The 18,042-nt window shown below is 72.0% G+C and carries 15 protein-coding genes; 13 read left to right on the top strand and 2 right to left on the bottom strand.

Going from position 1 to position 18,042, the window contains the following annotated elements:
* Window positions 1-639: GntR family transcriptional regulator (locus tag ACI379_RS01235; RefSeq protein WP_439790238.1), on the bottom strand; the 639-nt coding region annotated here is incomplete at its 3' end.
* A gap of 115 nt (window positions 640-754) precedes the next feature.
* On the opposite strand from ACI379_RS01235, the gene ACI379_RS01230 reads away from it, so the two are divergent.
* From ACI379_RS01230 to ndk, 3 genes are read left to right on the top strand one after another with little or no spacing between them, the layout of a single operon-like run.
* Window positions 755-1,474, top strand: a complete 720-nt coding sequence (locus tag ACI379_RS01230; protein WP_439790237.1) for a pyridoxamine 5'-phosphate oxidase family protein — start codon at window positions 755-757, stop codon at window positions 1,472-1,474.
* A 32-nt stretch (window positions 1,475-1,506) separates the two neighbouring features.
* The gene (locus tag ACI379_RS01225) at window positions 1,507-2,352 is read left to right on the top strand and encodes a hypothetical protein (protein ID WP_439790236.1); all 846 of its coding nucleotides are present in this window, start codon (window positions 1,507-1,509) and stop codon (window positions 2,350-2,352) included.
* A 47-nt stretch (window positions 2,353-2,399) separates the two neighbouring features.
* A complete protein-coding gene (gene ndk / locus ACI379_RS01220) occupies window positions 2,400-2,819 on the top strand; it encodes a nucleoside-diphosphate kinase (RefSeq protein ID WP_439790235.1) in 420 nt (139 codons plus the stop codon).
* Between the two features lie 74 nt (window positions 2,820-2,893).
* On the opposite strand, the gene ACI379_RS01215 is transcribed toward ndk, so the two are convergent.
* Window positions 2,894-3,439 (bottom strand): DUF937 domain-containing protein, encoded by a 546-nt coding sequence (locus ACI379_RS01215; RefSeq protein WP_439790234.1) that lies wholly within the window; start codon window positions 3,437-3,439, stop codon window positions 2,894-2,896.
* Window positions 3,440-3,592: 153 nt separating this feature from the next.
* Here ACI379_RS01215 and ACI379_RS01210 point away from each other — a divergent pair, with 153 nt between their 5' ends.
* From ACI379_RS01210 to rplU, 10 genes are all read left to right on the top strand, one after another.
* Window positions 3,593-4,621, top strand: coding sequence for a rod shape-determining protein (locus ACI379_RS01210; RefSeq protein WP_439790233.1), 1,029 nt, complete (start codon window positions 3,593-3,595; stop codon window positions 4,619-4,621).
* Window positions 4,621-5,553, top strand: coding sequence for a rod shape-determining protein MreC (mreC, locus tag ACI379_RS01205; protein WP_439790232.1), 933 nt, complete (start codon window positions 4,621-4,623; stop codon window positions 5,551-5,553). The genes ACI379_RS01210 and mreC overlap by 1 nt, the downstream gene beginning before the upstream one ends.
* Window positions 5,550-6,062 carry a rod shape-determining protein MreD gene (gene mreD / locus ACI379_RS01200; protein WP_439790231.1) on the top strand — a complete coding sequence of 171 codons (513 nt, stop codon included), beginning with the start codon at window positions 5,550-5,552 and terminating at the stop codon, window positions 6,060-6,062. Before mreC ends, mreD begins: the two co-directional genes overlap by 4 nt.
* The gene (gene mrdA, locus ACI379_RS01195; protein WP_439790230.1) at window positions 6,062-8,200 is read left to right on the top strand and encodes a penicillin-binding protein 2; all 2,139 of its coding nucleotides are present in this window, start codon (window positions 6,062-6,064) and stop codon (window positions 8,198-8,200) included. The genes mreD and mrdA overlap by 1 nt, the downstream gene beginning before the upstream one ends.
* Window positions 8,200-9,393, top strand: a complete 1,194-nt coding sequence (gene rodA, locus ACI379_RS01190; protein ID WP_439790229.1) for a rod shape-determining protein RodA — start codon at window positions 8,200-8,202, stop codon at window positions 9,391-9,393. The genes mrdA and rodA overlap by 1 nt, the downstream gene beginning before the upstream one ends.
* Before the next feature lie 133 nt (window positions 9,394-9,526).
* Complete coding sequence (locus ACI379_RS01185) at window positions 9,527-11,491, top strand: TIGR03960 family B12-binding radical SAM protein (RefSeq protein ID WP_439790228.1); 1,965 nt, start codon at window positions 9,527-9,529, stop codon at window positions 11,489-11,491.
* Between the two features lie 301 nt (window positions 11,492-11,792).
* Window positions 11,793-12,998, top strand: coding sequence for an L-2-hydroxyglutarate oxidase (gene lhgO, locus ACI379_RS01180; protein WP_439790227.1), 1,206 nt, complete (start codon window positions 11,793-11,795; stop codon window positions 12,996-12,998).
* Window positions 12,999-13,048: 50 nt separating this feature from the next.
* Window positions 13,049-13,747 carry a TIGR03936 family radical SAM-associated protein gene (locus ACI379_RS01175; protein ID WP_439790226.1) on the top strand — a complete coding sequence of 233 codons (699 nt, stop codon included), beginning with the start codon at window positions 13,049-13,051 and terminating at the stop codon, window positions 13,745-13,747.
* A 381-nt stretch (window positions 13,748-14,128) separates the two neighbouring features.
* A complete protein-coding gene (locus ACI379_RS01170; protein ID WP_439790225.1) occupies window positions 14,129-17,512 on the top strand; it encodes an Rne/Rng family ribonuclease in 3,384 nt (1,127 codons plus the stop codon).
* Window positions 17,513-17,779: 267 nt separating this feature from the next.
* Window positions 17,780-18,042 (top strand): 50S ribosomal protein L21 (gene rplU / locus ACI379_RS01165; RefSeq protein ID WP_439790224.1); only part of this gene is annotated, 263 nt, incomplete at its 3' end.

Genomic DNA, 18,042 nt, shown 5'->3' with positions numbered 1-18,042 from the left:
GCTCGCGGTCACGGTGAGCACCGCGGCGCGGTAGCCGGGGTCCTCCAGGGCGACCGGCCCGGGGACCAGCCCGGTCAGCAGGTGCCGCAGCCCGGCGGTGGTGCCCCCGGTCACCCGGACGTCGCCGGCGCCGACGACGAGTCCCCGGGTCCGGCTGAGGCGCTGGGCCAGTGCGGCGCGCAGGGTGGGGGTGCCGCGGGGGTCGTCGTACCCGCGCGGGGGAGTGCTGGTCGACATCTCCCGCCAGGCGCGTCGCCAGGCCGCGTCGTGGCGGCGGTCCCGCCAGGGGGTGCCCGCGTCCATCATCACGAGGTCCTCGTCGAGACCCGGGGACGGGAGGGCGCCCGGGGTCGGCGACGGCGAGGGGAGCGTGACGGGGACCAGCCAGGTGCCGGACCCCCGACGGGACTCGAGCCAGCCCTCGGCCCGCAGCTGGTCCCAGGCGGCCTCGACCACGCCACGCGCCACCTGCAGGTCGGCGGCGAGCCGGCGGGTGCTGGGCAGACGCTGCGGCGAGGAGGCCCCGCCGGAGAGGGCCAGGGCGCGCAGCTGCGAGGCGATCTGCGTCGGCAGCGGCCGCGGGTCGGTGCGGTCCACGCGCAGCGCCAGCGCGGCGGCGGGATCGGTGCGGTCGGGCAACGGTCCTCCGTCCAGGGATCCGGCGAGCGGGTGGGGAGTGGCGAGCGAAGTGGTTCAGCGAAATCTTCCGCTATTGGACCATGTGCGTGGGCCACCGGGTGGGGAGCATGGTCACATGCAGTCAACCGCCACACGCCCGGCCGAGCGCCCCTCCCTCGAGCCCACCCCGCGCAGCACCGTCGTACGGGGCCGCCACCGCGCGCTCACCGACCGCGGTGCCCTGCACGAGGTCCTGCGGGCCGGTCTGATCGCACACCTGGGGGTCGTCGCCGGGGACCACCCGGTGGTGCTCCCGGTCGCGTACGCCGTCGACGTGAACGGTCCCGACCGCGACGGCACGCTCTACCTGCACGGGTCCGTGGCGTCGCGGTGGCTCACCGCCGGTCTGGGGCGGACGGTGTGCGTGACCGTCACGGAAGTGGACGGCCTGGTCCTCGCCCACACCGCCTTCGACCACTCGATGAACTACCGCAGCGCCGTCGTCATCGGCGAGGCGCGCGAGGTCACCGACCCTGACGAGAAGGTGCGCGCGCTCGACCTCATCGTGGACCACTCAGTCCCCGGGCGGGCGGCGTCGCTCCGACCGCACACCCGCAAGGAGCTCGTAGCCACCACCGTGCTGGCCGTCGCGCTGCACGAGGCGTCGGTCAAGGTCCGCTCCGGTGGTCCGGGAGGCGAGGCCGACGACCAGGACGCCGTCTGGGCCGGTCACGTCCCGCTGGAGCGCGTCGCTCGTGCTCCTGTGACCGCGGACGGGATCCACGTGCCGGTTCCCGACATCGTGGCGGACCGGGCCGTCGACCTCGGGTGGCGTCCGTCACGAGGAACCTCGTGACGCCCACCCCGGTGAGCGTGGGAGGGTGAGCCATGCTCACCGCCCGCCGCTTCCTCGCGACCCTTCTCCTGCTGTGCGGACTGGCTGCCGTCGCCGTGGGTGTGCCGTCCTCCTGGGCCAAGCAGTCCGTCCTCGACACCGACCGTTACACCGAGGCCGTCGCTCCGCTGATCGAGGAGCCGGCCGTGCGGGCGACGATCACCGACGCGCTCGTGACGGCGGTCGAGAGTCAACTGTCCGTGCCCGACGCGCTGGCCGGTCCGCTGCGACGGGTGGTGGCGGGCGTCGTCGGGAGCGACGCGTTCGTGCCCGCCTGGGAGACCGCCGTACGCAGCTCCCACGAGCACGCCGTGGCCGCTCTGCGTGACGAGGGCAAGGGACTCGCGCTCGACGACGGAACGCTGCGGGTCGAGCTCGCGCCACTCGTCGAGGCCCTGGTGCCGCGGCTTGAAGCCGCTGGCATCCCGGGGGCCTCGGCGTTGAAGCGGGTCAACGGCACCATCGAGCTGGTCTCCTCGCCCGAGCTGGCCACCGCGGCGCGTGCCGCGAGCGCGGTGGACAGGTGGGGAACCGACCTCCTGGTCGCTGGCACGGTGCTGCTCCTCGCTGCCGTGCTGGTCAGTCCACGTCGTGGCACGACGCTCGTCGTCGGTGGGCTGGGTCTCCTGGTGGTGAGCGCGGTGCACCTCGCGCTCTTCCGGCGGCTCACCGCCGATGCGGGCGCGGACGCGTCGAGCACCCGGGAGACGGCGGGGCTGGTCATCGCCGCGCTGGGTGATGGCGCCGAGGGGCTGGTCCTGGCCACGGCGGTCGCCGGCGGGGTCGCGGTCGTGCTGGGGTTGGGCGTCCTGCTGGTCTCCCGCCGGGCGGTCTCTTGACGACGGCCGACCCGCGGCGCGGCCGACCGTCTGGCTAGGCTGGTCCCATGACCCAGCGCACCTTGGTTCTCGTCAAGCCCGACGGCGTCGGCCGTGGTCTCACCGGCGAGGTGATCCGTCGCATCGAGGCGAAGGGATACACCCTCGTCGCGCTCGAGCTCAAGCAGGCCACCCGCGAGCTGCTCGCCGACCACTACGCCGAGCACGAGGGCAAGCCCTTCTACGAGCCGCTGGTCGAGTTCATGCTCTCCGGTCCGGTGGCCGCGATGGTGCTCGAGGGTGAGCGCTGCATCGAGGGCTTCCGCTCGCTGGCGGGCACCACCGACCCCACCACGGCAGCGCCCGGGACCATCCGCGGCGACCTGGGCCGCGACTGGGGCCTGGCCGTGCAGCAGAACATCGTCCACGGCTCCGACTCGGAGGAGTCGGCCGCCCGGGAGATCGGCATCTGGTTCCCGGCCCTGTGACCTCCTGCGACTGACCTCGTACGACGAAAGGCCCCCGCCGAGTGGCGGGGGCCTTTCTCCGTACGAGGTCCGACTCAGCGGCGGCCGCCGCCGAGCAGTCCGCCCAGGAGCCCGCCGAGCAGGTCGCCGAGCCCACCGCTGGCCTGGGAGCCGCCAGCGCCCTCGGACGCACCGCCCAGCACCTGGGAGAGCACGTCGCCCAGAGCGCCGGACTGCCCGCCCGAGCCGCTGACGCGCTTGGCGAGGTAGCTCAGCACGATGGGGGCCAGGATCGGCAGGAGCTTGGCCACCAGCCCCTTGTTGGCGCCGCCGACGCCACCGAGCTGGTTGACCACGGCCTCGGAGTTGTCGCCGAAGATGTGCTGGGTGATCTTGGCGCCGTCAGCGGTGTCGATGCGGTCGAGGTCCACCTGCCCGTCGAACAGGTCGCCGGAGTGCTGGGAGAGTGCCTCGGTCAGCGAGGCCTCGCCGGCCGGGTCCTGGGCGTTGGCCTGGAGGCCGCCGAGGAGTGCGGGCAGCGCGTTGCGAACGGCGGCGGTCGCGGTGGCCGGGTCGGTGCCCAGGCGTGCCGCGATCTGGTCGATGGGAAGCTGGCTCATGAGTTGGTCGACGTCAGACATGGCAAGAAGGTAGACCCGTCGGGAACGCGCTGACCACGGGTTGCGTGTCCTCCCTCGATCCGAACCCGCCACTACCTACCCTGAACGCGGGGTCGGCGCGCCGGCGTGCGGGCCCCCTTCCCCGAGTACCCGACCGGCAAAGGCACGCCTGGCATGGCAAACAGTTTCATCGGCCGCGACATGGCGGTGGACCTCGGCACGGCCAACACGTTGGTGTACGTGCGGGGCAAGGGTGTCGTGCTCGACGAGCCCTCCGTCGTGGCGATGAACACCGCCACCGGCGAGGTCCTCGCGGTGGGCCACGAGGCCAAGCGGATGATCGGTCGCACGCCCGACTCGATCAGCGCCGTGCGCCCTCTGCAGGACGGTGTCATCGCCGACTTCGAGGCCACCGAGCAGATGCTGCGCCACTTCATCCAGCGGGTGCACCGGCGCCGGTACTTCGCCAAGCCCCGCATGGTCATCTGCGTGCCCAGCGGGATCACCGCCGTCGAGCAGCGCGCGGTCAAGGAGGCCGGCTACCAGGCGGGCGCCCGCCGCGTGTACGTCGTGGAGGAGCCGATGGCCGCCGCGATCGGCGCGGGCCTGCCCGTCCACGAGGCGACCGGCAACATGGTCGTCGACGTCGGCGGTGGCACCACCGAGGTGGCCGTGATCAGCCTCGGCGGCATCGTGACGAGCCTGTCGGTCCGCACGGCCGGCGACGACCTCGACCAGGCGATCATCGCGTGGATGAAGAAGGAGTACTCCCTGATGCTGGGGGAGCGCACCGCCGAGGAGATGAAGATGTCCCTCGGGTCGGCCTTCCCGCTGCCGACCGAGCCCGACGCCGAGATCCGCGGGCGCGACATGGTCTCCGGCCTCCCGCGCACGGTCGTCGTCTCCAGCGCCGAGCTGCGCCAGGCGCTCGAGGAGCCTCTGCACACCATCGTCGACGCCGTACGCACCACGCTCGACCAGACGCCGCCCGAGCTGGCCGGCGACATCATGGACCGCGGGATCGTCCTGACCGGCGGCGGAGCGCTGCTGCGCGGCCTCGACGAGCGGCTGCGCCACGAGACGGGCATGCCCGTGCACGTGGCCGACGACCCGCTCGCCTCGGTGGCCTTCGGTGCCGGCAAGTGCGTCGAGGAGTTCGAGGCCCTGCAGGCCGTCCTGGTGACCGACCCGCGGAGGTACTGATGCCGGGGTTGCGCAACGAGGGACGGGAGCGGCGCTGGAGCGGCACCGAGCGGCTCGAGGGCCGCGGCCGCCCGTCGCGATCGGTGCTGGTCGCCCTCGTGCTGGCCAGCGTCACCCTCATCACCCTCGACGTCGCCACCGACGACTCCCCGCTCGACCCGGCCCGCCGTGCGGTGGGTGAGGTCCTGGGGCCCGTCCAGACCGGTTCGGCGACCCTGGCCCGCCCGTTCGAGGCGGTCGCGGGGTGGTTCACCAGCCGAGGCGACCTGCGTGACCGCGTCGAGGAGCTGGAGGGTGAGAACGCCGACCTGCGCGAGCAGGTGGTGCGCACCGACTTCGACCGCAACCGCCTCGACCAGTACGACTCCCTGACCCGTACCGCCGAGGAGCTGGGCACCGCGCTGGTGCCCGCCCGCGTCGTCGCGGTCGGCCCCGCCCAGTCCTTCGACCGCACGGTCACCATCGACGCCGGCTCCGAGGCCGGCATCGGCCCCGACATGACCGTGGTCAGCAGCGACGGGCTGGTCGGCCGGGTGCTGCGCGTGACCTCCACGACCGCGACCGTGCTGCTCGTCGTCGACCGCGACTCCACCGTCGGCGGGCGGGTCGGGTCCAGCATGGAGATCGGCTTCGTCACCGGCAACGGCTCGTTCGGGGGTGACGCCGGCCTCGACCTGCGTCTCGTTGACGCCACCGAGGTCCCGGCACGTGACGACGTGGTCCTCACCTGGGGCAGCGACACCGGGCCGTACGAGGCGGGCGTGCCGATCGGGCGCGTCACCGAGGTGTACAGCAGCCTGCGGGAGACCTCGCAGCGTGCCGTGGTCGAGCCGTTCGTCAACTTCTCCACCCTCGACGTGGTGGCCGTGATGGTGCCCTCCGGCACCGCGAGCGACCGCGCCGTCATCGAGGCCGACGGGAGCCTGCGATGAGCCGCCTGCGTGTACCCGTGGCGCTCCTGGCGCTGGTGGTCGCCCTCGTCCTGCAGATGACCGTCTTCAGCCACATGGCGTGGCAGGGCGTCGTGCCCAACCTCGTCCTGCTGGTCGTGGTCGCCTGCGGACTCACCCTGCCGCCCACCCAGGCGCTCGTCCTCGGGTTCACCGGCGGGCTGCTGCTCGACCTCGTGCCGCCCGCCGACCACGTCGCGGGTCGGTGGGCGCTCGCGCTCAGCGTGGTCGCGTTCGTGGTGGCCCGGGTCAAGCCGGACGTACGCCCCACCGCCCTCGGCGTGGTCGCGACGGTCGCGGCGGCCTCGTTCGTGGGGTGCTCGATCTTCGCGCTGACCGGCCTGCTCCTCTCCGACCCCGCCGTGTCGGTGGGGGAGGTGCTCACCGTCATCCTCGTCGGGGTCGTGTGGGACGTCGTCCTGACTCCGCTCGTCCTGCCGGGCCTGATGCGCCTGCTGGGACGGTTGGACCCGCGCGCGGCGGTGGCCTGATGGCGGTCTCGGGCTCCCTGCTGAGCCGACGGCGGCTGCTGGTCGTCCAGGCGCTCGTGCTGGCGCTGTTCAGCACCCTCTTCGTCCGCCTGTACTACCTCCAGGTCGTCGGCGGTGAGGGCTACCAGGCCCAGGCGGCCGACCAGTCCGTGCGCGACATCGTGGTCCAGCCGCAGCGTGGCCTGGTCGTCGACGCCCAGGGCCGGCCGCTGGTCAACAACCGTCCGTCGTGGCAGATCTCGATCGACCGCAACGTCCTCGACAAGATGGACGCCGACGAGCGCACCGAGCTCCTGCGCCGGGTCGGCGTGGTGGTCGGTCTGCCGCCGAAGCGGATCGCCGCACGGCTGCTGTCCTGCTCGGCCGAGGGTGCCGTGGACGGCCAGTGCTGGAACGGGTCGCCGTACCAGCCGGTGCCGATCGCCCAGGACGTCGACAAGGAGGTCGCGCTCCAGGTCCTCGAGCAGCAGGAGGACTACCCCGGCGTCGTGGCCGACCAGGTGTCGCTGCGCTCGTACCCGCAGCCGTACGGCGTCAACCTCGCCCACGTGCTGGGCTACCTCAGCCCGATCACCGAGGACGAGTACGACCTCGCCGAGGAGCGCGAGGACGGTTCCCTCAACGGCGCCTCGGCCGTCGGCCGCGCCGGTCTGGAGAAGCAGTACGACCAGTGGCTGCGCGGGACGCCCGGCTCCAACCGGGTGCAGGTCGACTCGATGGGTCGCGTGCTGGGCGACTACGAGAACGTGGAGGCGACGCCGGGGGACACCCTGGTCACCTCGATCGACGCCAAGGTGCAGTCCGCCGTGGAGAAGGCGCTCGCCGAGCGGATCGCGTACCTGCGCACCCAGACCGACAAGGTCACCGGGCGGAAGTACGAGGCCGACTCGGGCGCCGCGGTGGTGCTGGAGACGAAGACCGGCCGCGTGGTCGCGATGGCCAGCCAGCCCACGTACGACCCGGGCGTGTGGGTGGGCGGCATCAGCGAGAAGGAGCTGGCCCACCTGTACTCCGAGAAGGCGGGCACGCCCCTGCTCTCGCGGGCGACCCAGGGACAGTTCGCGCCGGGCTCGACGTGGAAGCCGTTCATGACGGCCGGCGCGCTGGAGAACGGCTACTCGACGTCCACCTCGCTGCCGTGCTCCTCGGGCTTCCAGGTCGGCAACCGTGTCTTCAAGAACTACGAGTCGGGTGCGTACGGCTCGATCGGCTTCGCCAAGGCGCTCGCCGTCTCCTGCAACACCTTCTTCTACCGCGTCGGGTACGACTTCTGGCAGCGGTTCGGCACCGACGTCGACGACGTCAAGGCCAAGGACCCGCTGGTCTCCATGGCCAAGGTCTTCGGCTTCGGCGAGCGCACCGGCGTCGACCTGCCGGGCGAGGCGCCCGGCCGGATCGCCGACCGGAAGTGGAAGCGGTCCTACTACGAGTCGCAGAAGGACTACTACTGCGGCATCGCCGACAAGCCCCAGGACGGGGACACCAGCGACTTCGTCTACAAGTTCGCGCGCGAGTTCTGCATCGAGGGGTACGCCTACCGGGCAGGTGACGCGGTCAACTTCGCCATCGGGCAGGGCGACACCATCGTCACCCCGCTTCAGCTGGCCCGCGGGTACGCGGCCATCGGCAACGGCGGCACCCTGTACGCGCCCACCGTCGCCAAGGCGGTCGTGACCCCGGAGGGCAAGGTGCTGCGCAGGATCAAGCCGCAGAAGCTCGGCACGGTCGACGTGAGCCGCTCCCACCTGTCGTTCATCGACGACGCGCTCGGCACCGTCACCGCCCCCGGCGGCACGATGAACTGGAAGCTGCAGGGCTTCCCCCTCGACGAGGTCAAGATCCGCGCCAAGACGGGGTCCGCCGAGGTCTACGGCAAGCAGTCGACCGGCTGGGTCGCCTCGTACAACGAGGACTACGTCGTGGTGATGATGGTCAGCCAGGGCGGCACCGGCTCGGGGTCGGTCGGCGACGGCATCCGCAAGGTCTGGGAGTCGCTGTACGGCGTGCAGGGGGAGCGGGTCGTCACCAAGAAGGCCGCGATCCCCGGCGTCGTGGCCGGCGACACCCTGCCCACGTTCACCGACGACGGTTCGATCCTGCCGCCGAGCACGGCGGCCTCGCGGAAGAGGGGGAAGTGATGGCGACGCTGCAGCGGTCCCCGCGCGTACCGGTCGCGCAGACCTCCCGGTCGCGCAGCCGCCTCGGACTGCCCGGCCCCGGCCTCGACTGGGTGCTGATGGCGTCCGCGCTCGGGCTCACCCTGTTCGGCACCGTGCTGATCTGGTCGTCCACGGCCACCAACGCCACCCTCACCGGCGGCGACCCCCAGATGTTCCTGCGCAAGCAGCTGGTCAACATCGCGATCGGGCTCGTCCTGTTCGTGGTGGTGCTCGCCACCGACCACCGGTGGGTCCGGATCCTGACCCCGTTGGTCTACCTGGCCTCGATCGGTGGCCTGGTCGCCGTCCTCGTCGCCGGCTCCACCGTCAACGGCTCACGTTCGTGGATCCAGATCGCGGGGATGTCGATCCAGCCCTCGGAGTTCGCCAAGCTCGCCGTGGTGATCGGCATGGCGCTGGTCGTCGCGGAGCGTACGGAGGGCCGCTGGGGGCGCGGCGTCGGCAACGTCGAGGTGCTGTCGATGCTGGGCATCGCCGGCGTCCCCGCCGCGCTGATCCTGCTGCAGCCGGACCTCGGCACGATGCTGGTGCTGTCGGCGACCGTCTTCGGCGCCCTGACCGTGGCCGGCGCCGCCAAGCGCTGGCTGGGCGGGCTGACCCTGGCCGGGATCACCGTCGCGGTGGTCGGGGTGCTCGCGGGCGTGCTGAAGCAGTACCAGCTCAACCGCTTCCTGGCCTTCACCAACCCCGACCTCGACCCGCGCGGCGCCGGGTACAACACCGAGCAGGCACGCATCGCGATCGGCAACGGCGGCCTGTTCGGACAGGGCCTGTTCGACGGGTCCCAGACGCGTTCGGGGTTCGTCCCCGAGCAGCACACCGACTTCATCTTCACCGTCGCGGGGGAGGAGCTCGGCCTGCTCGGCGCGGGTGCCCTCATCGCCCTGAGCTGTCTGGTGGTGTGGCGGGCGCTGGCCATCTCCGCGGCCACCGACGACCTCTTCGGTCGCGTCGCGGCGGCCGGCATCGCCTGCTGGTGGGGGTTCCAGGCGTTCCAGAACATCGGGATGTGTCTGGGGATCATGCCCGTCACGGGTGTCCCTCTGCCCTTCGTCTCGTACGGCGGCTCCTCGCTCTTCGCGGGCATGCTGGCGCTGGGACTGCTGCAGAACATCCACGTGCGCACGGCTGCGCCGCCCGGCGCGCGGTAGACGCGGGCTCCCGTCGCGGCAGCACGCGGGGACGTCGCGGGCGCGTCGCTGGTTCGGCGGCTCACCCAAGGCCGCGTAGGCTTGAGTGTCGCCGTGAGGCGGCCGTACCAACCCCGAGCGTGAGGTCTGTTCCGTGTCGACTGTTGAGTCTGTCTTCCCCCTGCTGGAGGCCAAGCTCGCCTCGGTCTCCAAGCCGATCCAGTACGTCGGTGGCGAGCTCAACTCCGTGGTCAAGGACTGGGACTGCGCCGCCTCGTCCGAGACGGGCGGCGAGACGGTCCGCTGGGCGCTGATGTACCCCGACGCGTACGAGGTCGGCCTGCCCAACCAGGGCGTCCAGATCCTGTACGAGGTCCTCAACGAGCGCGACTGGATCGTGGCGGAGCGCACCTACTCGGTGTGGCCCGACATGGAGCAGGTGATGCGCGACAACGACATCCCGCAGTTCACCGTCGACAGCCACCGTCCGGTGGGCGCCTTCGACGTCTTCGGGCTCAGCTTCTCCACCGAGCTCGGCTACACCAACATGCTGACCGCCCTCGACCTGGCCGGCATCCCGCTGCACGCCGAGGACCGCACCGACGACCACCCGGTGGTGCTGGCCGGCGGGCACGCCGCGTTCAACCCGGAGCCGGTCGCCGACTTCATCGACGCCGCCGTCCTCGGCGACGGTGAGGAGGTCGTGCTGAAGATCAGCGAGGTCGTGCGCGAGTGGAAGACCGAGGGTCGGCCCGGCGGGCGCGACGAGCTGCTGCGCCGTCTCGCCGTCTCCGGCGGCGTGTACGTGCCCCGCTTCTACGACGTGACGTACGGCGCCGACGCGTCCATCGAGGCGGTCGTGCCGAACCGTCCCGGCATCCCGTTCCGGGTCCGCAAGCACACCTTGATGGACCTCGACGCGTGGCCGTACCCGGCGAACCCGCTGGTGCCGCTCGCCGAGACCGTGCACGAGCGGTTCAGCGTGGAGATCTTCCGCGGCTGCACCCGCGGCTGCCGCTTCTGCCAGGCCGGCATGATCACCCGCCCGGTGCGTGAGCGCTCGATCGAGACCATCGGCGCGATGGTCGAGAACGGCATCCGCAAGTCCGGCTTCGAGGAGGTCGGCCTGCTCAGCCTGTCCAGCGCCGACCACACCGAGATCGGCGACATCGCCTCGGGCCTGGCCGACCGGTACGAGGACCAGAACGTCTCCCTGTCGCTGCCCTCGACCCGCGTGGACGCCTTCAACATCACCCTGGCCAACGAGTTCTCCCGCAACGGGCGCCGCTCGGGGCTGACGTTCGCACCCGAGGGTGGCAGCGAGCGGATGCGCAAGGTGATCAACAAGATGGTCACCGAGGAGGACCTGATCCGTACGGTCTCCACCGCGTACAGCCACGGCTGGCGCCAGGTGAAGCTGTACTTCATGTGCGGCCTGCCGTACGAGGAGGACGAGGACGTCCTGGCCATCGCCGACCTGGCCAAGAAGGTCATCGCGAAGGGCCGCGAGGTCTCCGGGCGCAACGACATCCGCTGCACCGTCTCGATCGGCGGGTTCGTGCCCAAGCCGCACACGCCGTTCCAGTGGGCCGCCCAGCTCGACCACGAGACCACCGACGAGCGGCTCAAGAAGCTGCGCGACATCGTCCGCGACGACAAGAAGTACGGTCGCGCGATCGGTTTCCGCTACCACGACGGCAAGCCCGGCATCGTCGAGGGCCTGCTCTCGCGCGGCGACCGCCGCGTGGGGCGGATCATCGAGAACGTGTGGCGCGACGGCGGCCGCTTCGACGGCTGGAGCGAGCACTTCTCCTTCGACCGCTGGATGACCGCGGCCGAGGCGGCGCTCGAGGGCACCGGCGTCGACGTCGACTGGTTCACCACCCGTGAGCGCGACTACGACGAGGTCATGCCCTGGGACCACCTCGACTCCGGCCTCGACAAGGACTGGCTGTGGGGCGACTGGGAGGACGCGCAGGCCGCGGCCGACGGCGCCGACATCGAGATCGAGGACTGCCGCTGGACGCCGTGCTACGACTGCGGCGTGTGTCCTGAGATGAACACCGAGATCCAGATCGGGCCCACGGGACAGAAGCTGCTGCCGCTGTCGGTGATCTGAGGGTCGCCGGGCAGCGGGGTACGTCTCCGGCTGACCCGCGTTGGGCGTACGTCTCCGGATGTTCCGCGTCGGGCCGTACGTCTCCCGCTGACCCCAAATTGGGTCACCTGACCCGATTCGGGGTCGCTCGGCGAGGCTGGCCCGGGTTGGGGTCACTCGGAGAGGGTTGCCGCCCTCCAGAACCTCTCCCACTGACCCCAACTCCGGGCGTACGTCTCCCACTGACCCCAACTTGGGTCACCTGACCCGATTTGGGGACAGTCGGAGAGGGCCCCCGGCCGCCGCTCAGTAGCCTGACCCCGTGAGCGGCGCAGCGCAGGACCGGTACGACTACGCCGTCGTCGGGGGCGGCATCGTCGGCGCGGCCACGGCGTACGAGCTCTCCCGTCGCCGCCCCGGCAGCCGGATCGCGCTGCTCGACAAGGAGGACGGGTTCGGCGTCCACCAGACCGGCCACAACTCGGGCGTCATCCACTCCGGCATCTACTACGCCCGGGGCAGCCTCAAGGCCGAGCTCTGCCGCGCCGGCGTCGCCGCCACCGAACGGTTCGCCGACGAGAACGGAGTCCCGTGGCGCCGCACCGGCAAGCTGCTGGTGGCCACCTCGGCACCCGACCTCGCGCGCCTGGGCGACCTCCGCGCACGCGCAGCGGCCAACGGCATCACCGCGTACGTCCTGAGCGCCGCCGAGCTGCGTGAGCGCGAGCCCAAGGTCGCCGGGCTGGGTGCGTTGCACATCCCCTCGACCGGCATCACCGACTACCGCCGGATCAACGAGCGCCTCGCCGCCCTCGTCGAGCGGGCCGGCGGCACGCTGCTGCCGCGGACCCGGCTGACCGGCATCGACGAGCGCCCCGGCGAGGTGGTGCTGGAGACGACCGGGGGAGAGGTCCGCGCCGAGCGTGCCGTCCTGTGCGCCGGGATCCAGGCGGACCGGGTGGCGCGGATGGCCGGTCTCGACGTCGACTTCGCGATGGTGCCGTTCCGCGGCGAGTACTACGACGTACGCCCCGAGCGCGCCGACCTCGTCTCCACGCTGATCTACCCGGTCCCCGACCCGGACCTGCCGTTCCTGGGCGTCCACCTCACCCTCAGCGTCGACGGCGGGCTCAACGTCGGCCCCAACGCGGTGCTCGGACTCGCGCGCGAGGGCTACCCGAAGTTCTCCGTCGACGCCCGCGACGCCCTGGACGTCGCCCGGTTCCCGGGAACCTGGCGGGTGGCCCGCGCCAACGTCCGTACGGGCGCGCGGGAGCTGTGGAACTCGATGTCCAAGCGCGGCTACCTGCGGCTGTGCCAGCGGTACTGCCCCTCGCTCACCCTGGACGACCTGACCCCCAGGGAGGCGGGGATCCGCGCCCAGGCGGTCCTGCGGGACGGGTCGTTCGTCCACGACTTCCTGCTGCGCCGCACCCCGCGCACCCTGCACGTGGTCAACGCCCCCTCGCCGGCAGCCACCTCGGCGCTGCCCATCGCCGCGCGGATCGTCGACGAGCTGGGGGAGTGAAGGGCTGTCCCGAAACGGTCGGACCCGCCCCGGTGTCCTAGGCTTGGCCGGTGCCACGTCAGCAGCCCGAGCAGCAAGCCCCGCCGGTCCAGCGTCTGCGGATCCGTTACGCCAAGCGTGGCCGCCTGCGCTTCACCAGCCACCGGGACTTCTCCCGCGCCTTCGAGCGCGCGCTGTTCCGCGCCCGGGTCCCGATGGCGTACTCCTCGGGCTTCAACCCGCACCCGCGCATCTCGTACGCCGGCGCCGCACCGACCGGCGCGGCCAGTGAGGCCGAGTACGTCGAGATCGGTCTGGCCGAGGTCGTCGACCCCGCCGAGATCCACCGCCTCCTTGACGAGGCGCTCCCGCCGGGCCTGGACGTGCTCGTCGTCGCCGAGTCGCCCGGCGGCAGCCTCGGTGACCGCCTCGAGGCGAGCCGCTGGTACCTCGACCTGGGGGCCACCGAGGGTGTCGAGGCCGCCGTGGAGGCGTTCGTCGCCGCCGACGAGGTGCTCGTCGAGCGGATGACCAAGAAGGGGCGCCGCACGTTCGACGCCCGCCAGGCCGTGCTCTCCATCGGAGTGGAGGACGGTCGTCTCGTCGCCCTCGTGCGGCACACCGAGCCCATGGTCCGCCCCGACGACGTGGCCAACGCTCTCGTCGCGGCCGGTGAGCTGGAGCTGGTCGGCACCCCCGTCTTCACCCGTCTGGAGCAGGGCCGCCTCGACGCGGGGACCGGCGAGATCCTCGACCCGCTGCAGGGCTGAGCGCCTCCGACGCGCCCGGCCGCGGGGGTCGTACCTCGCCCGCTCGCCCCGTGCACAGGATGTGGCGCGCATGCAGATCGGACAGGTGTTCTGTGCGATACTGCCCATCGTTCGATGAGTGTCGGCGCCGCCGCGCACCCGTCGAGCCGACGACGTTCTCGCCGGCCACCAGGTCGGCACACCGGGCGGACCTCGGCACCGGACCGCGACGCGGCCGATGAGTTGGTGACAGCGACTCACGGGCCTGGCGACCGCGGCGGGTGCAGGGATGCGTGCGGTGACGCGCAGAGGCGGAGGAGTCGCCGCCATCCAAGCTTTGCACCACCCGCCTCCGGGCGGAGGGTGCCGACACACACCGCTCAGCGGTGCTGAGGAGCGAAAATGCTCGACGACGACACCACCACGCCCACCCAGGACGCCCCCGCGGCGGAGGGACAGGACGCGGTGACCGCGCCCGCCAAGAAGGCGGCCGCGAAGAAGACCGCCGCCAAGAAGGCGCCGGCGAAGAAGGCTCCGGCGAAGAAGACCGCCGCCAAGAAGGCGCCGGCCAAGAAGGCTGCGGCCGCTGCCGAGGAGACCCTGGCGCTCGACCTTCCGACCGAGGCGCCCGCGCCCGCCACGCGACGCCGTACGACCAAGAAGGCCGCCGCGGAGGCCCCCGCGGCCGAGGTCGCAGAGGCTGCGCAGGCCCCGGCCGACGAGGCCGAGGCGGCTCCGGCCAAGAAGACGGCGGCCAAGAAGACCCCCGCCAAGAAGGCCGCCACCAAGGCCCCGGCCAAGAAGACGGCCGCGAAGAAGACCGCCGCCACGAAGGTCGCCGCCACCGAGACCGTCGAGGTCGCCGAGACCGCCGAGGTCGTCGACGCGCCCAGCGGCGTCGGTGCCCCGCTCTTCCAGGCTCCTGAGCCCACCAAGGCCCCGGCCCGCCGTACCCGCAAGACCGCCGCCCAGAAGCGCGCCGAGGCCGAGGCTGCCGAGGCCGCCGCCGGGACCGCCGACGTCGCTGCCGTGGAGGGCGAGGAGACCCCGGTCGCCGAGGTCCCCGCCAAGAAGGCCGCCAAGAAGGCTCCGGCGAAGAAGACCGCCGCCAAGAAGGCGCCCGCCAAGAAGGCCGCCGCGCCGGCCGAGGACGAGGCCCTCCCGCTCGAGGAGGACGAGGAGACCGCCGAGGAGCTCGCCGCACAGGCGGACGGCGAGGAGCCCACCGAGTCCGAGGACGAGACCGAGGAGTCCAGCGAGGACGCCGAGCAGGCCGAGGGCGAGGACGGCGCCCCGGCGCGACGTCGGCGCCGCCGCGGTGGCCGTCGCCGCCGCAAGTCCGGCGACTCCACCGGCGAGGGCGCCGGTGAGTCCGGCGACGCCGAGGCCGAGGGTGAGTCCGAGGGCGCCGCCGAGTCCGAGGGCGAGGGCTCCGGTCCCGAGGGCGAGCAGGGCGAGGGCGGTTCGTCGTCCTCGCGTCGTCGCCGCCGTCGCCGCCGTGCCGGTGAGGACGGCAACGAGGACAGCGACGACGAGCCCAACACCGTCACCAAGGTGCGCAAGGCCCGCTCCGCGGAGGACCAGATCACTGCCGTCAGCGGTTCGACCCGCCTGGAGGCCAAGAAGCAGCGTCGCCGCGAGGGCCGTGAGGCCGGCCGCCGCCGCGCACCGATCGTCAGCGAGGCCGAGTTCCTCGCCCGCCGCGAGTCCGTCGAGCGCGTCATGGCGATCCGCCAGCGCAAGGACCTCACCCAGATCGCCGTGCTCGAGGACAAGGTCCTCGTCGAGCACTACGTGGCCCGTGAGTCGCAGACCTCGCTCATCGGCAACGTCTACCTGGGCCGCGTCCAGAACGTCCTGCCGTCCATGGAGGCCGCGTTCATCGACATCGGCAAGGGACGCAACGCGGTCCTGTACGCCGGCGAGGTCAACTGGCAGGCCCTGGGCCACAAGGACGGCCAGCCCCGCAAGATCGAGTCGGTGCTCTCCAGCGGCCAGCACGTGCTGGTGCAGGTCACCAAGGACCCGATCGGCCAGAAGGGTGCCCGCCTGACCAGCCAGATCAGCCTGGCCGGCCGCTTCCTGGTGTACGTGCCGGACGGCACCACCAGCGGCATCTCGCGCAAGCTGCCCGACACCGAGCGCCACCGCCTCAAGACCCTGCTCAAGGAGATCGTCCCCGACGGCGCCGGCGTCATCGTGCGTACGGCCGCCGAGGGCGCCAGCGAGGAGGAGCTGACCCGCGACGTCGAGCGGCTCAAGGCCCGCTGGGACGACATCGAGCTCAAGGCCAAGGACAAGGGCGCCACCGCGCGCCTGCTGTACGGCGAGCCCGACCTGACCCTCAAGGTCGTGCGTGACCTGTTCACCGAGGACTTCTGCAAGCTCGTCATCGACGGTGACGACGCCTGGGAGACCGTCCACGGGTACGTCGAGCACGTCGCCCCCGACCTGGCCGAGCGCATGGAGCGGTTCGAGCCGGCCACCGAGGGCAAGGCCGCCGGCAAGGACGTGTTCGGCGCGTACCGGATCGAGGAGCAGATCCACAAGGGTCTGGACCGCAAGGTCTGGCTGCCCTCGGGTGGGTCGCTCATCATCGACCGCACCGAGGCGATGACGGTCGTCGACGTCAACACCGGCAAGTTCACCGGGTCGGGCGGCAACCTCGAGGAGACCGTCACCAAGAACAACCTGGAGGCGGCCGAGGAGATCGTGCGCCAGCTGCGGCTGCGCGACATCGGCGGCATCATCGTCGTCGACTTCATCGACATGGTCCTGGAGTCCAACCGGGACCTCGTGGTCCGTCGCCTCGTCGAGTGCCTCGGCCGTGACCGTACGCGCCACCAGGTCGCCGAGGTGACCTCGCTGGGTCTGGTCCAGATGACGCGCAAGCGGATCGGCACCGGCCTGCTCGAGGCGTTCTCCGAGAACTGCGAGCACTGCCACGGCCGTGGTCTCGTGATCTCCGACGCCCCGGTGGAGCCGCGCCACGGCCAGTCCGGCGACGACGAGGGTCGTCGTGGGCGCCGTGGCCGCAACCGTGGTCGCGGCAACGGTGGCGACAACGCCCAGCAGGGTGCCGACGGCGGCGTACCGTCGCCCAAGGACGTCGCCGCGATGGCGCGCCACGACGAGCCCGTCGACGGTGCGGCCGCGGTGAAGGAGATGCCGCCCGGTGGTCCCGCCGGCGAGCCCAGCCAGCCGGCTGCCGAGGTCCGCGCCGAGGAGTCGACCGAGCCCGACCGTGAGGAGCTGCTCGCCGACGCCGCCGCGCCGGTGAAGGCGATGCCGGCCGGTGAGCCGGGACGCCGCAACAGGCGCTCGCGCTCCGCGGACCAGAAGCCGGTGGAGACCAAGGAGCCCGCTGCTCCGGCCGAGCAGGTCGAGCCCGAGGTGTCCGAGCCGGAGCCCGCCGTGGAGGCCGCCCCGGAGGTCGTCGAGGCAACCCCGGTCGAGGAGGCTCCCGAGCAGGCTGTCGAGGAGGCTCCGGCCGAGCCGGCCGCGCCGCGCGTGGTCACCCGGACCCGGCGTCGGGCGGCCAGCCGTCCCGCGGGCCAGCCCGAGGGCGGCGTGGCCCTGCAGCCGGTCGTGATCGAGGCCGTCGCCAAGCCGGAGGTGGTCGCAGAGGCCGCCCCCGAGGCCGCGGCGCCGACGGTGGTCACCCGTACCCGGGGTCGTGCCGCGACCCGCCCGGCCGGTCCGCCGGCGGGCGAGGGTGAGGCGGGGGAGGCCCCGGCCGCCGAGCTCCACGTGCCCGTGAAGAAGAAGGGCGCACGCAAGCGCTGACGTCGTACGTCGTGGTGGTGCCGGTCGCCCTCCTGGGCCCGGCACCACCACGGCCAGGCGTCGCCGAGCACCCTGCCCGGAGCGCAGGCGCCCCCGTTTTGCCCCTGTACGGCCCCATCCCGTACTCTTGACCGTCGGCGTGTTTCGCGCCGCATCCCTGTGCGTTCGCCGTGCCGGACTCGTCTTCGAGCGGGTTCAGCATGTCGCGAGTGCCGGGGCACCAGTTTTCGAACCAGTTTCGCAGTCGGACGAGGAGAGTGAGTCGCCGTGTACGCGATCGTGCGCAGTGGCAGCAAGCAGCAGAAGGTTGCCGTGGGCGACGTCATCGAGATCGACCGCACGGACGCAGCTGAGGGCGACAGCCTGAGCCTGCCCGTCGTGATGGTCGTCGATGGCGAGAACGTCACTGCCACCGGTCTGGACAAGGCTGCTGTCAAGGTTGAGGTTCTCGGCGCCACCAAGGGCCCCAAGATCATCATCCAGAAGTACAAGAACAAGACCGGCTACAAGAAGCGCCAGGGTCACCGTCA

The organism is Nocardioides sp., from assembly GCF_051876515.1.
In the GTDB taxonomy this organism is placed as follows: Bacteria; Actinomycetota; Actinomycetes; order Propionibacteriales; family Nocardioidaceae; genus Nocardioides.
The sequence above is the reverse complement of the archived record's forward strand: the minus strand, read 5'-3'. Positions and strand labels throughout refer to the sequence as shown.